We start from the raw sequence: 12763 nt of genomic DNA, 5'->3' as shown, positions 1-12763 counted from the left end.
CCGGCCGCCCGGACGCCGTCGACCGTCAGCTGGCGGGGCTCACCGAGCTCATGTTGAAGTCCGGCACCCGGAGCATCGGCATCGAGGCCCGGGTGAACCAGTCGTTCCACTCCCGCGGCAGGGTCCGGACGCTGCGGCTGGCCTCGGTGGCGCGCCCCAGCAGGTCGACCGGTGACTCGTTGAAGCGGAAGTTGTTCACCGCGCCGGTCACCTCGCCGTCCTCCACGAGGAAGACCCCGTCGCGGGTCAGGCCGGTGACCAGCAGCGTCTGCGGGTCGACCTCCCGGATGTACCAGAGCGTGGTCAGCAGCAGACCGCGCTCGGTGCGCGCGATCATCTCCGCCTGGGTGGCGGTGGCGTTCGGGTCCTCGAGCACCAGGTTGTCCACCGCGGCGGTCGCCGGCGCCGTGGTCCTCAGCGCCCAGGCCCGCGGCCGGACCAGGTTGGTCAGCACGCCGTCGCGGATCCAGTCGACGGCGGGCGTGGCCATGCCGTTGTCGAACACCGAGGCGCTGCCCGACGAGCCGCCGACCACCTGGAACGGCGCGGTCTCCAGCCCGGGCGCGTGCGGGTCGCTGCGCAGGGTCAGCGGCAGCTGGGCCAGCCGCTCGCCGATCCGGTTGCCGCCGCCGGCCTTCGCGTAGACGCTGCGCCCCTCGTCGGCGTCCCGGGCCTCCATCGACCAGTAGGCGACGATCATCAGGTCGCTGACCGTGGACGGCGGCAGGAGCGTCTCGTACCGCCCGGCCGGCAGGTCGATGCGCCGTTGCGACCAGGCCATCTTCTGCTGCACCTCGGCGGCGAGGTCGGCCACCGAGACGTCGGTGAAGTCGCGGGTGCCCACCCCGGCCCAGACCGAGCGGCCGAAGTCGGTGCTCTTGCCGTTCAGCTCGACCCGGCCGGTGGGCTGGTCGTGCCGCAGCCGCAGCCCGGTCGAGGTGCCCAGGTAGGTGGTCGACATCTGGTGCTCGGCGAAGCCGAAGAGCAGCTCGCCCCGGTCGCGGGCGGCGCCGAAGGCCTCGCCCAGCGCGGGCGCGAAGTCGCCGAACACGTCGATCGAGGTCTCGGCCACGTCGGCGTCCCAGTCGCCGGACCCCGCGGGCGCCTCGCTGATCAGCGGCATCGCGTCCTCGGCCGGGCCGGCGTCCCGCGCGGCGCGCTCGCTGGCCGCGACCAGCTCCGCGATGTCCGGGGTGCCGGTGCGGGCGACCGTGCCGGTGGCCATGCCCGCGCCGCCGTCGACGAAGGAGATGACCACGACCTGCCGGGAGCGCATCGCCCCGTTGGTGGTGAGGCTGTTGCTGGCCCAGCGGAGGTTGGCCTCGGAGCTGTCGGTGACGTAGACGACCGAGCCGTCGGCCTGCGACGCGGCCAGCGCGGCCTCGACCAGCTGCTGCGGGGACAGAGTGCTCATCGCTCCGCTCCTCGCTCGCCGGCGCTCGCTGCGATGCTCACTCGTCGACTCGCTGACGCTCGCCGACACGGGTCGTGGCTCATCGCCCACCCTCCTGCTTCGTGTTGAGGATGGTCGTGTTCTCGAACAGGGCGGTCGGGCAGCCGTGGCTGACCGGGGCGACCTGGCCGGGCTGGGCCTTGCCGCAGTTGAAGGCACCACCGAGCACGTGGGTCTGCGGGCCGCCGACCGCCGTCATCGAGCCCCAGAAGTCCGTCGTCGTCGCCTGGTAGGCGACGTCCCGGAGCTGGCCGGCCAGCCGGCCGCCCTCGATCTTGTAGAACCGCTGCCCGGTGAACTGGAAGTTGTACCGCTGCATGTCGATCGACCAGCTGTTGTCCCCGACGACGTAGACGCCGCGCTCGACCCCGCCGATGATCTCCTCGGTCGAGGGTCCGTCGGGGGCGGGATGCAGCGAGACGTTGGCCATCCGCTGCACCGGCACGTGGGCGGCGGAGTCGGCGAAGGCGCAGCCGTTGGAGCGCTCCATCCCGCGCAGCCGGGCCATGTTCCGGTCGACCTGGTAGCCGACCAGCACGCCGTCGCGGACCAGGTCCCACTGCTGGCCGGCGACGCCCTCGTCGTCCCAGCCGACGGTGGACAGCCCGTGCTCGACGGTGCGGTCGCCGGTGACGTGCATCAGCGGCGAGCCGTACTGCAGGGTGCCGAGCTTGTCGACGGTGGCGAAGGAGGTGCCCGCGTAGGCGGCCTCGTAGCCCAGCGCCCGGTCCAGCTCGGTGGCGTGCCCGATCGACTCGTGGATGGTCAGCCACAGGTTGGACGGGTCGACGACCAGGTCGTAGCGGCCCGGGTCGACCGAGGGGGCCTTGACCTTCTCCCGCAGCAGCTCGGGGAGCTCGGCGAGCTCCGCGTGCCAGTCCCAGCCGGTGCCGGTGAGGTACTCCCAGCCGCGGCCCACCGGCGGGGCGAGGGTGCGCATCGACTCGAAGGTGCCGGTCGTGCGGTCGACGGTGAGCGCGGTGAGCTCCGGGTTCACCCGCACGCGCTGCTGGCGGGTGCGGGTGCCGGCCGTGTCGGCGTAGAACTTCTGCTCCTTGACCTGCGACACGCTGCTCTGCACGTGCTCGACGCCGTCGGCGGCCAGCAACCGCTCGGAGAGCTCGACCAGCAGCGCCGTCTTCTCGACGTCCGGGACGGCGAACGGGTCGACGTCGTAGGCCGACACCCACTCGCCGTCGTGCACCGGCTCGGGGGCCAGCTCGACGCGGTCGGTGTTCATCGCCGCCGAGACCCGGGCGACGGCGACGGCCTCCTCGGCCAGCCGCACCGCCTCGGCCGCGGTCAGGACGACGCCGGCGGCGAACCCCCAGGTGCCCTCGTGCACTACCCGCACCGCCAGGCCGAGGTCCTCGCCGTCGGCGAGCGCCTCCAGCCGGGCGTCGCGCAGCCGGACGGTCTGGGTGCGAATCCGCTCGACCCGCAGGTCGGCGTGCTCGCAGCCCAGGTCGACCGCCCGGGTCAGCGCCGCGTCGGCCAGCGCGGACAGCGGGAGGGCGAGGAAGGACTCGTCGACGGATCGGGGCTGTGCCACGGGTGCGTGTCTACCAGCCCGCGCGGGAGTTCGTGAGCCCCGCTACGGATCCGCCGGTCACCCGCTGCACCCGCCGCGGCCGGGGGAGCGCATCCGGTGACCAGCGGCGCATCCCCGGCGAGGGGTCGGGGTACCCCGCGACCCATGACCGCACCCGGGGACGACGACGTCACGCTCACCTTCGGCGGCACCGCCACCACGCTGCTGCGGATCGGGCCGTTCACCCTGCTGACCGACCCGAACTTCCTGCACCGCGGTCAGCGGGCGCACCTGGGCTACGGGCTGCGCAGCAAGCGGCTGACCGACCCGGCGCTGGTGCCGGCCCTGCTCCCGGAGCTGGACGCGGTCCTGCTCTCGCACATGCACGGCGACCACTGGGACCGGGTGGCCACCCGGTCGCTGCCCAAGGAGACCCCGGTGGTCACCACCCCGGAGGCGGCCGGCTGCCTGGCGAAGCGGGGCTTCACCGCCACCGCCGACCTGCGGCCCTGGCAGACCCACGAGGTCAGCGCCGGTGACGACGTCCTGCGGATCACCAGCGTGCCGGGGGTGCACGGCCCCGGTCCGCTGGCCCGGGTGCTGCCGCAGGTGATGGGCAGCGTGCTGGAGCTGGTGCGCGGCGGGGAGACCCGGTGGCGCGGCTACGTCACCGGCGACACCCTCTTCCGCCCCGTGCTCGGGGAGGTGCTGCAGCGCTGCGGACCGCTGGACGCGCTCGTCCCGCACCTGGGCGGCACGAAGGTCTTCGGGGTGACCGTGACCATGGACGCCCGCCAGGGCGCGGACCTGGTCGAGCTGCTGCGCCCGCCGGTGACCGTGCCGGTGCACTACGACGACTACCCGGTGTTCAAGGACCCGCTGGGCAACTTCGTCGCCGAGGTGGCCCGTCGCCGGGCGCCCGGGGAGGTGCGCACCGTCGGCCGCGGCCAGACGGTCCCGCTGCGCGCCTGACCGGGTCCCCCCGGCTCACGCCCGGCCGAGTCCCCGACGGATGCGCCGGGTCGTGCGCCGGGCGTCCCGGTCGACGCCGTCGATGATCGAGCTGTTCACCCGGGTCTGCCACGGCAGCCCCATCCAGTGCAGGCCCGGCACCGGCGAGGCCCCGCGGTCGTGCCGCGGCGCACCCTCGGCGTCCAGGGCGCCCGGGACGTCGATCCACCCGGTGTCGGGCTCGAACCCGGTGCACCAGAGGACGGCGCTGACCTGCTCGGTCCGCCCGTCGTCCAGCCGTACCCGGTCGCCCTCGGCGCCGGCCACCCGCCCGGTCAGCCAGCGGATGGTGCCGTCGTCCCGGAGCCGGGCCAGGTCGCGGCCGATGATCGCGTCGCCGCGGCGACGGACGCCGCGGGCCACCCGGCTGTCCGCGCCGGCGTTGAGCACCCCGGACAGCAGCAGCCACCAGTAGACGCTCACGCCCAGCACCCGCTCGGGCAGGAACCGGGGTTCGCGGGGTGCGACCACGGTGACCGGGTGGGTGGCCGCCAGCTCGACGGCCAGCTGCGCGGCGGAGTTGCCCCCGCCGACGACGAGCACCGGGCCCTCGGGGAGGTCGGTCGGCCGGCAGTAGTCCGCGGAGTGCAGCTGGGCGACCGACCCGGCCAGCTGCGCTCCCGCCGGGGGCACCCGGGGCCGGGCGAACGGGCCGGTGGCGAGCACGACCTGACGGGCCCGGACCGGTCCGTCCGGGGTCTCGGCGCGGAAGCCCACCGGGTCGGGCGTCAGCCGGGTCACCGGGGTCCGGGTGCGCAGCTCGACGTCCAGCCGCCGGGCGTAGCCGTGCAGGTACTCGGCCATCTCGACCCGGTCCGGCGTCGGCGTCGGCCCGTCGGGGAACGGCACGCCGGGCAGGCTGCTGAACCGGCGGGGGGTGAACAGCTGCAGGCTCTCCCAGCGCCGCAGCCAGCTGCCGCCGACCTCCGCGGCGTCGACGACCACGACGTCCCGGACGCCGGTGCGGGTGAGCCACCAGGCGGTGCCGAGGCCGGCCTGGCCGGCACCGACGACGAGCACGTCGTGCACGGAGGGCGGGGTGGTCACCCGGCCGATGATCCCGTGCCCGCTCCCGCCCCGCCGCCGCTCAGCCGTCACCGTCGACCTCGCCGGCCGGCGACGACCCGGCCCCCGGGGTCAGCGACCGGGCCGGCAGGCCGCTAACAGCACCTGGTCGACGGCGGTCTCGAAGGACGCCCGGGTCGGGGGTGTGGCGCCGAACATGAGCCAGTGGGTGGCCAGCGCGGGCACCACCTCGGCCAGCACGGCGATGTCGGTGGGCGGCGCGATCTCACCGCGGTCGGCGGCACGCTGCAGCAGCGCACGGTAGGCCTCGGTGTAGGGGTCGACGACCTGCCGTCGGAGGGCGTCGGCCAGCCGGGGCGAGTGCAGGGCCGCCGAGGTCAGCCCCCGCAGACCCCGCAGACGGCTGGCGGGCCCGCCGAGCCACGCGGAGTCGACGAGCGCCAGCAGGTCGGTGCGCAGGTCGCCGGTGTCCGGGAGCTCCTGCTCCTCCGGAGGCCGGCCGATGTGGGCGACGACCGCCAGGACCAGGGACTCCTTCGTCGGCCACCGGCGGTACAGGGTCGCCTTCCCGGCCCCGGCCCGCGCCGCCACCGCGCTGATCGTCATGTCCTCGTACCCGGCGTCGGCCAGCACGTCGTAGGCCGCGGACAGGATGACCGCGTCGAGCGAGGCGTCCCGCCGTCGTCCGCCGGAGCCGCGCCGGGCCTCCCCCCGGCCGCCGTGCAGCGTGTCGCCGTGCTCCTCCGGTGCTGTGCCCACCGGGGGACGGTACTGGACGCCGCCGCTCCGGTCACACGAAACGGACTTGCCGTCTCCGATACGTCTCGTCTCCGATACGGTCGGCCTCTCATCCCGCTCGAACACGGAGGTCGTCGTGCAGATCGATGGAGCAGTCGTGGTGGTCACCGGGGCCTCGTCCGGCATCGGGGCCGCCACCGCCCGGGCCGCAGCCGCAGCCGGCGCCCGGGTCGTCCTGGCCGCACGGCGGGAGGACCGCCTCGCCGCGCTCGCCGAGGAGCTCGGCTCGGCACGGGGCGCAGCCCTCGCCGTCCGGTGCGACGTCACCGACCCCGCCCAGGTCGCCGATGCCCTGCAGGCGGCCGTGGACGCCTTCGGGCGCATCGACGTCGTGGTCAACAACGCCGGCCAGGGACTGCAGGGCACCGTGGCCGACGTCGACCTCGAGGACGTGCGGGCGGTCCTGGAGCTCAACGTGCTGGGACCGCTCGTCGTCATGCAGGCCGCGGTGCCGCACCTGCGGGCCGGCGGCGGGGGCAGCATCGTCAACATCAGCTCGGGCACGACGCTGGCCGCCGTCCCGGGGACCGGCCCGTACGCGGCGTCCAAGAGCGCCCTGGAGAAGCTCTCCGCCGTCGCGCGCGCCGAGCTCGAGCCCGACGGCATCACCGTCTCCTGCCTGCTGCCCTTCGCCACCTCCACGGAGTTCATGACCTCGATCCGTGCCGGGCGCGAGGCGGCGGAGGAGATGACCGCCGGCGCCACCTTCGACCCGCCGGAGCGGGTGGCCGAGGCCGTCCTGGACCTCGTCCGCACCGGCGCCCCCCAGGTCGACCTGGTGCCCCGCGCCTACGGCGGCAGCGCCTGACAGCGGGCCCGTCCCGCGCCGGGGTGACGGGTGTTGACGTTCTGGCTAATCGTGCTAGCTTTTGGCTAACGCGGTAAAGCTGACGCGTCCCCCGAGGCCCCGGAGGCCGACATGACCGAGTTCCTGACCGTCGACGGCGGCACCCTCGCCTACGAGCTGACCGGCACGACCGGCCGGCTCGTGGTGCTCGCCCACGGCATGGGCGACAGCCGGGCGGCCTACCGCTTCCTCACCCCCGCCCTGGTCGAGGCCGGCCACCGCGTCGCCGCGGTCGACCTGCGCGGCTGCGGGGAGTCCAGCGCCGAGTGGCCGTCGTACTCGCGCACCGACATCGCGGGCGACCTGCTCGCCCTGGTCCGCCACCTGGGCGGCCCCGCGGTGCTGGTCGGTCACTCCATCGCCGGCGGGGCGGTCACGATCGCCGCGGCGACGGCCCCGGAGCTGGTGAGCGCGGCGGTCGAGCTCGCGCCGTTCACCCGCAAGCAGTCGATGCGCCTCGGCGACCTGCGGGTGGCCTCCTACCGACGCGGCATGCGCCACCTGCTCGCCATGGCCACGTTGGGCAGCACCGGACAGTGGGCGAAGTACCTCGAGGTCGCCTACCCCGGCGCCCGGCCGGCGGACTGGGACACCCGGATGGGCCAGATCAGCGCGATGCTCGCCGAGCCGGGCCGGATGAAGGCACTGCAGCGGATGGGCAAGACCCCACCCGGTGACGCCGGGGCCCAGCTGGGCAACGTGCGCTGCCCGGTCCTGGTGGTGCAAGGCAGCGCCGACCCCGACTGGGTCGACCCGCAGGCCGAGGGCGAGGCCATCGTCGCCGACCTGCCCACCGGGCTGGGCCGGCTGGTGGTGGTCGAGGGCGCCGGGCACTACCCGCACGTCCAGTTCCCCGCCGAGGTGGCCGCCGCGATGCTGCCCTTCCTGGCCGGTGCGCGTGCCTAGGGCCGGTCTGAGCACGGCCGCCGTGGTCGCGGCCGGCGCCGACCTCGCCGACGAGGTCGGGTTCGCCGTCCTCACCATGGGCGGGCTGGCCGAGCGGCTCGGCGTGCGCACCCCTTCGCTGTACAGGCACGTCGCCGGTCAGGAGGACCTCAACCGCCGCATCGCCGCGCTCGCCCTGGAGGAGGCTGCGGACGCGATCGGCGCGGCCATCCAGGGCCGGGCGGGCCGCGACGCCCTGCGGGCCGCCGCCCGCGCGCTGCGCGACTTCGTCCTCGCCCACCCAGGTCGGTACGCCGCCACCATCGGCCTCGAGCCCACCGGCCCCGACGACCCGGTCGCGCAGGCCGCGGCGCAGCTGCTCGAGCCCTTCACCGCCGTCCTCCGCGGCTACGACATCGCCCCCGCCGACACCACCCACGCCCTGCGCGCGCTGCGCAGCGTCTTCCACGGCTTCGCCACCATCGAGGCCGGCGGCGGCTTCCAGTGGGCCACCGGCACCGACGAGAGCTTCGACTGGCTCGTCGACCTGGTCGACCTCGGCCTGCGCGCCCGCCCGGCGGAGCCACCCCCGCGGCGCCCCTCCTCGACCTCCGGCGCCCGGTCGTGACCGGCACCGTGCCCGACACCCGGCCCGCACCCGCGAGCGCAGGGGAGGCGTGAGACGACGCGGCACGCGAGTCCACCCGCCGGGCTCGCATCGAGGCCCTGGTCCGCTCCCTGCTCCCGAGCTGAGCTGCGCTGCGGTGACGTCCGGCCTCCTGAGCGCCTAGCGTCGCCGGGCATGAGCACCCCCACGCGCCCGTCGTCCGTCCCGAGCGCCCGATGAGCCGGGAGCCCGCGGTCTGGGACCTGCTGGTCGTCGGTGGGGGCACCGCGGGGATCGTCGCGTCGACCACCGCCGCCTCGCTGGGCGCCCGGGTGCTGCTGGTCGAGCGGGAGCGCACCGGCGGCGAATGCCTGTACACCGGCTGCGTGCCGTCGAAGGCGCTGCTGGCGTCGGCGACCGCGGCGGCCGACGCCCGCGGCGCCGCCCGGCTCGGGGTCGATGTCAGCGGGGTGCAGGTCGACTTCGCCCGGGTGATGGTCCACGTGAAACAGGCGATCAGCACGATCGAGCCGGTGGACTCCCCGGAGACGCTGCGCGGCAAGGGCGTGACCGTGCTGAGCGGGGACGCGGTGTTCACCGGGCCCGACCGGGCCACCGTCGCCGGGCGGCAGATCCGGTTCCGCGCCGCGGTGATCGCCACCGGGTCGGGTCCGCGGCTCCCGCAGCTCCCCGGCCTGGCCGGCGTCGACCCGCTCACCAACGAGACCGTCTGGGACCTCGACGTGCTGCCCGCCCGGCTGGCCGTCCTCGGCGGCGGGCCGATCGGCTGCGAGCTCGGCCAGGGCTTCGCCCGACTCGGCGCGCAGGTCACCGTGGTCAACGCCGCCGACCGGCTGCTGGACGTGGAGAGCGAGGAGGCCTCAGCGCTGGTCACCGCCGCGCTGGTGCGCGACGGCGTCGACGTGCGGGTCGGCGCGGAGGCCGTCGCGGTCACCGGCGACCGGGACGGCGGCGAGCTCGAGCTGGCCGACGGCGCCCGGGTGCCCTTCGACCGGCTGCTGGTCGCCGTGGGACGGACGGCCCGCACCGACGGACTGGGTTGCGCCGCCGCCGGGGTCGAGCTGACCGAGCACGGCGACGTGGTGGTCGACGACGCGCTGCGCACGTCCAACCCGCGGATCTGGGCCGCCGGCGACGTCACCGGCGGGCCGGCGTTCACCCACGTCGCCGGCGTGCGCGGCAGCCTGGCCGCGAGCAACGCGGTGCTGGGCCTGCGCCGCCGGGTCGACCCCGTCGTCCCCCGGGTCACCTACACCTCCCCCGAGGTCGCCTCCGTCGGCGTCGGCGCGGACGGCGCCGGCGAGGCCGGGCTGACCGTGCGGCGCATCCCGCACACCGAGATCGACCGGGCCATCGCCGAGGACCTCACCGAGGGGTCGACCACGCTGGTGCACGACCGGCGCGGCCGGCTGCGCGGGGCCACCGTGATCGGCCCCCGCGCCGGGGAGAGCCTCGGTGAGCTGACCCTCGCCGTCCGGCAGGGCCTGCGGGTGCAGGACGTCGCCGGCACCACGCACCCCTACCCCACCTACGACGACGCGGTGTGGAACGCCGCCCTCGCCGACGTGCGCGCCCGGCTGCGGTCGCCCGCGGTCCGGCTGGCGCTGCGCGGCGTCGTCCTGCTCCGGAGGCTCAGCGGAGGGCGCGGTGACCGGCCACCATCCGGTGGACCGCGCTGACCCCGACCACGGCCGCCCAGACCCAGGCCAGCTGCCAGGCGAACACCGGGAACAGCAGCCACAGCGCGTGCACCACGATCGTCTCGGTGCCCTCGGCCAGCCCGCCGAGGAAGGACAGCGACCGGCCGTCGTCCAGCTGCCGGCCGGCGCGCTCGGCGAGCGAGGAGAACGCCAGGAACGCGGCCCCGTTGACGTAGTAGGCCAGCAGCACGGCGGCGAAGGGCTGCCAGGGGTCACCGCCTGCGGTCACGCCGAGCGCGACGCCCAGCACCCCGGCGCCGTAGACCAGGAAGTCCGCGGTGATGTCGAAGAACCCGCCCGCGCCGGCGTCGGCGGGGGCTCCGGCGGCGCGGCGCCGGCGGGCCAGCGGGCCGTCCAGCCCGTCGGCGAGCCGGGAGACGAGCCAGAGCGCCAGTGCCGGCCACCACCAGGTCGCCGCCGCAGCGGCGGCGCTGCCCAGGCCCAGCACCAGACCAGCGGCGGTCAGCCGGTCCGGGCTCAGCCAGGGGCGGTCCAGCACGCCCGCCACCCGGGCGAGCGGCCGGTCGAGCACCCGCCGCGCGGCAGCGTCGAGCACCCGGGTCTCCGATCCTCGCCAGCACGTCGACCCGGTGGCGTGGGCACCACCGGGTAGGGCACGATCTTGGCGCAGCCCCTGGGCCGCGGCCACCCCGCCGGCCGGCCCTCCCCAGATGCGCCATCGACCGGTGCCGTTCCCGGCGGGCCGCACCGACACGGGAGGACACACGTGACTGCAGTCCGTCGCCGGCAGGTCCGCGCCGTCGTCGCGGTGTGCGCCGCAGCCGTCGTCCTCGCCGGGTGCGCCGCCCCGGACGCGGAGGCGCCGGTGGCCGAGGAGCGCTCCTGGGAGGACGTGCTGGCCGAGGCCGAGGGGCAGACGGTCGACCTGTGGATGTACGGCGGCGACGTACAGGGCAACGCCTACGTCGACGACGTCCTCGCCCCGGCGGCGGCGGAGCTCGGTGTGACGCTGCGCCGGGTGCCGATCGCCGACACCGGGGACGCGGTGAACCGCGTGCTGTCCGAGCGGCAGGCCGACGTGACCGACGGCGAGGTCGACCTGGTCTGGGTCAACGGGGACAACTTCGCCACCGGTCGCCAGGCCGGCGCGTGGCTCTGCGACTGGACGTCGATGCTGCCCAACATGGCCGGCACCGACCCCGACGACCCGCTGCTGACCACCGACTTCGGCACCCCGGTCGACGGCTGCGAGGCGCCCTGGCACAAGGCCCAGTTCAGCCTGGTCCACGACGCCGCCCGGGTGCCCGACCCGCCGACCACGCTCGCCGGCGTGCTGGACTGGGCGGAGGCGAACCCCGGCCGGTTCACCTATCCCGCCGCGCCGGACTTCACCGGCTCGGCGTTCCTGCGCCAGGTGCTCTACAGCGTCTCCGGCGGGGTCGACGAGGTGCCGCTGGAGCACTCGGACGAGGCCTACGACGAGCTGAGCCCGGCGCTGTACGACCGGCTGGCCGAGCTGGCGCCGTCGCTGTGGCGCGGCGGGGACACCTACCCGCAGACCCAGCAGGAACTCGACCAGCTGTTCGCCGACGGCCAGGTGGACATGACCATGACCTACGGCCCGGCGACGCTGGACGACCTGGTCGCCGACGGCACGTTCCCGGAGACCACCCGGGTGCTGCCGCTGGAGGAGGGGACCCTGGGCAACGCCAGCTTCCTGGCCATCCCGTCCACCTCCGGCGACCAGGCGGGCGCGATGGTGGTCGCGGACCTGGCGCTCTCGCCGGAGCAGCAGCTGACCAAGGCGCGCCCCGAGGTCTGGGGGCAGTTCACCGTGCTCGACCTCGACCGGCTCTCCGACGACGAGCGGGCCGGGTTCGAGGCGCTGCCCGACTCGGCGGTGGTGCCCAGCTACGAGGAGCTCTCCGCCGGCGCCGACCCGGAGCTGTCGGCCGGCTGGGTGACGCCGCTGGACGACGGCTGGCGGCGCGAGGTCGCGGCCGGGTGACCGCACCGGGCCGGCACGGCTCCCCCGGTGCCCGGCGTGCGGTCCTGCTGGTGCTGCCCGCCGTGGTCCCGGTGGTGGTGGTCGTCGGCGCGGCCCTGACCTCCGCCGTGCTGCTCAGCCTGGGGCTTACCCCGCTGGTCGGCCGGCCGGAGCTGTCCCTGGACGCCTGGCGGGGCGCGGAGCTCGGCACCTCGATCCGGCTGTCGCTGGCCATCGCCGCCGGTGCGACGGCGGTGGCCGCGGTCGTCGGGCTCGGCCTGGCGCTGGCCGTGACCGCCACCGTGCGGCGGAGCCGGCTGCTCGGCACGCTCGGTGCGCTGACCATCCCCGTCCCGCACCTGGTGGGGGCGGCGGCGATGGGGCTGCTGCTGGCCGACGCAGGGTTCCTCCCCCGGCTGCTGGGCGTCGCCCCCGAGGACTGGCCGGCTCTGGTCGGCGGCCGCTGGTGGATCGCGGTCGGCGCCGAGTACGCCTGGAAGGAGTCGGCGTTCATCGCCCTGGTGGTGGCCGGGGTGCTGAGCAGCCGGGTCGCCTCCTACACCGAGACGGCGGCGCTGCTGGGCGCCGGCCGGTGGGCCCGGTTCCGGCACGTCACCCTGCCGCTGGCCGCCCCGGCGCTGGGCGCCTCCGCGGCGGTCAGCTTCGTGTACACGCTCGGCTCCTACGAGGTCGCCGCGCTGCTGGGCCGGCCCTCGCCGGAGCCGCTGCCGGTGCTCGCCGTCCGGCTGTTCACCTCCATCGACCTCGCCGCCCGGCCCCAGGCCGCCGCGGTCGCGGTGACCACCTCGGCGCTGGGGCTGGTCGCCGTGCTGCTCGCCCTCCGGTCGCTGCGCCGACTGGCGGGCGAGCAGTGAGCGCCCCCGCGCCGTGCCGGCCGGCGGTCGCTGCGCCGACTGGCGGCCGAGCAGTCAGCGT

General features: G+C 75.7%; 12 protein-coding genes. 7 read left to right on the top strand and 5 right to left on the bottom strand.

Annotated elements, in window-relative coordinates; translation table 11 throughout:
* Positions 1-25 precede the first annotated feature (25 nt).
* Together FB380_RS07735 and FB380_RS07730 are read right to left on the bottom strand one after the other, a co-directional pair.
* Complete coding sequence (locus FB380_RS07735) at positions 26-1414, bottom strand: metallopeptidase TldD-related protein (RefSeq protein WP_166754563.1); 1389 nt, start codon at positions 1412-1414, stop codon at positions 26-28.
* Between the two features lie 79 nt (positions 1415-1493).
* Positions 1494-3005 (bottom strand): TldD/PmbA family protein, encoded by a 1512-nt coding sequence (locus FB380_RS07730; protein ID WP_166754562.1) that lies wholly within the window; start codon positions 3003-3005, stop codon positions 1494-1496.
* 144 nt (positions 3006-3149) lie between these two features.
* Here FB380_RS07730 and FB380_RS07725 point away from each other — a divergent pair, with 144 nt between their 5' ends.
* Complete coding sequence (locus FB380_RS07725) at positions 3150-3956, top strand: MBL fold metallo-hydrolase (protein WP_166754561.1); 807 nt, start codon at positions 3150-3152, stop codon at positions 3954-3956.
* Positions 3957-3971: 15 nt separating this feature from the next.
* Here the strand turns inward: FB380_RS07725 and FB380_RS07720 are convergent, their stop codons facing one another.
* Positions 3972-5042 (bottom strand): flavin-containing monooxygenase, encoded by a 1071-nt coding sequence (locus tag FB380_RS07720; RefSeq protein WP_208382788.1) that lies wholly within the window; start codon positions 5040-5042, stop codon positions 3972-3974.
* A 90-nt stretch (positions 5043-5132) separates the two neighbouring features.
* Positions 5133-5780 (bottom strand): TetR/AcrR family transcriptional regulator, encoded by a 648-nt coding sequence (locus tag FB380_RS25385; RefSeq protein WP_166754560.1) that lies wholly within the window; start codon positions 5778-5780, stop codon positions 5133-5135.
* A gap of 115 nt (positions 5781-5895) precedes the next feature.
* Here FB380_RS25385 and FB380_RS07710 point away from each other — a divergent pair, with 115 nt between their 5' ends.
* From FB380_RS07710 to FB380_RS07695, 4 genes are all read left to right on the top strand, one after another.
* Positions 5896-6627: an SDR family oxidoreductase gene (locus FB380_RS07710; protein WP_166754559.1), complete on the top strand. Its 732-nt coding sequence runs from the start codon at positions 5896-5898 to the stop codon at positions 6625-6627.
* Between the two features lie 111 nt (positions 6628-6738).
* A complete protein-coding gene (locus FB380_RS07705) occupies positions 6739-7572 on the top strand; it encodes an alpha/beta fold hydrolase (protein WP_166754558.1) in 834 nt (277 codons plus the stop codon).
* Positions 7565-8179 carry a TetR/AcrR family transcriptional regulator gene (locus FB380_RS07700; protein WP_229681802.1) on the top strand — a complete coding sequence of 205 codons (615 nt, stop codon included), beginning with the start codon at positions 7565-7567 and terminating at the stop codon, positions 8177-8179. Before FB380_RS07705 ends, FB380_RS07700 begins: the two co-directional genes overlap by 8 nt.
* Before the next feature lie 215 nt (positions 8180-8394).
* Complete coding sequence (locus FB380_RS07695; protein ID WP_166754557.1) at positions 8395-9858, top strand: dihydrolipoyl dehydrogenase family protein; 1464 nt, start codon at positions 8395-8397, stop codon at positions 9856-9858.
* Here the strand turns inward: FB380_RS07695 and FB380_RS07690 are convergent.
* Complete coding sequence (locus FB380_RS07690; protein ID WP_166754556.1) at positions 9812-10435, bottom strand: CDP-alcohol phosphatidyltransferase family protein; 624 nt, start codon at positions 10433-10435, stop codon at positions 9812-9814. The two genes, FB380_RS07695 and FB380_RS07690, sit on opposite strands and share 47 nt — an antisense overlap.
* A 171-nt stretch (positions 10436-10606) precedes the next feature.
* Between FB380_RS07690 and FB380_RS07685 the strand changes: the two genes are divergently transcribed.
* Together FB380_RS07685 and FB380_RS07680 are read left to right on the top strand one after the other, a co-directional pair.
* Positions 10607-11848 (top strand): ABC transporter substrate-binding protein, encoded by a 1242-nt coding sequence (locus tag FB380_RS07685; RefSeq protein ID WP_166754555.1) that lies wholly within the window; start codon positions 10607-10609, stop codon positions 11846-11848.
* Complete coding sequence (locus FB380_RS07680) at positions 11845-12702, top strand: ABC transporter permease subunit (protein WP_229681801.1); 858 nt, start codon at positions 11845-11847, stop codon at positions 12700-12702. Before FB380_RS07685 ends, FB380_RS07680 begins: the two co-directional genes overlap by 4 nt.
* Positions 12703-12763 lie beyond the last annotated feature (61 nt).

The sequence above is a fragment of the Modestobacter marinus genome, from assembly GCF_011758655.1.
GTDB classification, from domain to species: domain Bacteria; phylum Actinomycetota; class Actinomycetes; order Mycobacteriales; family Geodermatophilaceae; genus Modestobacter; species Modestobacter marinus.
This window is presented reverse-complemented; position numbering and strand designations above follow the sequence as displayed.

What these genes read in the sequence shown, in the direction of transcription:
- FB380_RS07735 (WP_166754563.1), bottom strand. Translation starts at nt 1,414, where the DNA reads ATGAGCACTCTGTCCCCGCAGCAGCTGGTCGAGGCCGCGCTGGCCGCG.
- FB380_RS07695 (WP_166754557.1), top strand. Translation starts at nt 8,395, where the DNA reads ATGAGCCGGGAGCCCGCGGTCTGGGACCTGCTGGTCGTCGGTGGGGGC.
- FB380_RS07705 (WP_166754558.1), top strand. Translation starts at nt 6,739, where the DNA reads ATGACCGAGTTCCTGACCGTCGACGGCGGCACCCTCGCCTACGAGCTG.
- FB380_RS07725 (WP_166754561.1), top strand. Translation starts at nt 3,150, where the DNA reads ATGACCGCACCCGGGGACGACGACGTCACGCTCACCTTCGGCGGCACC.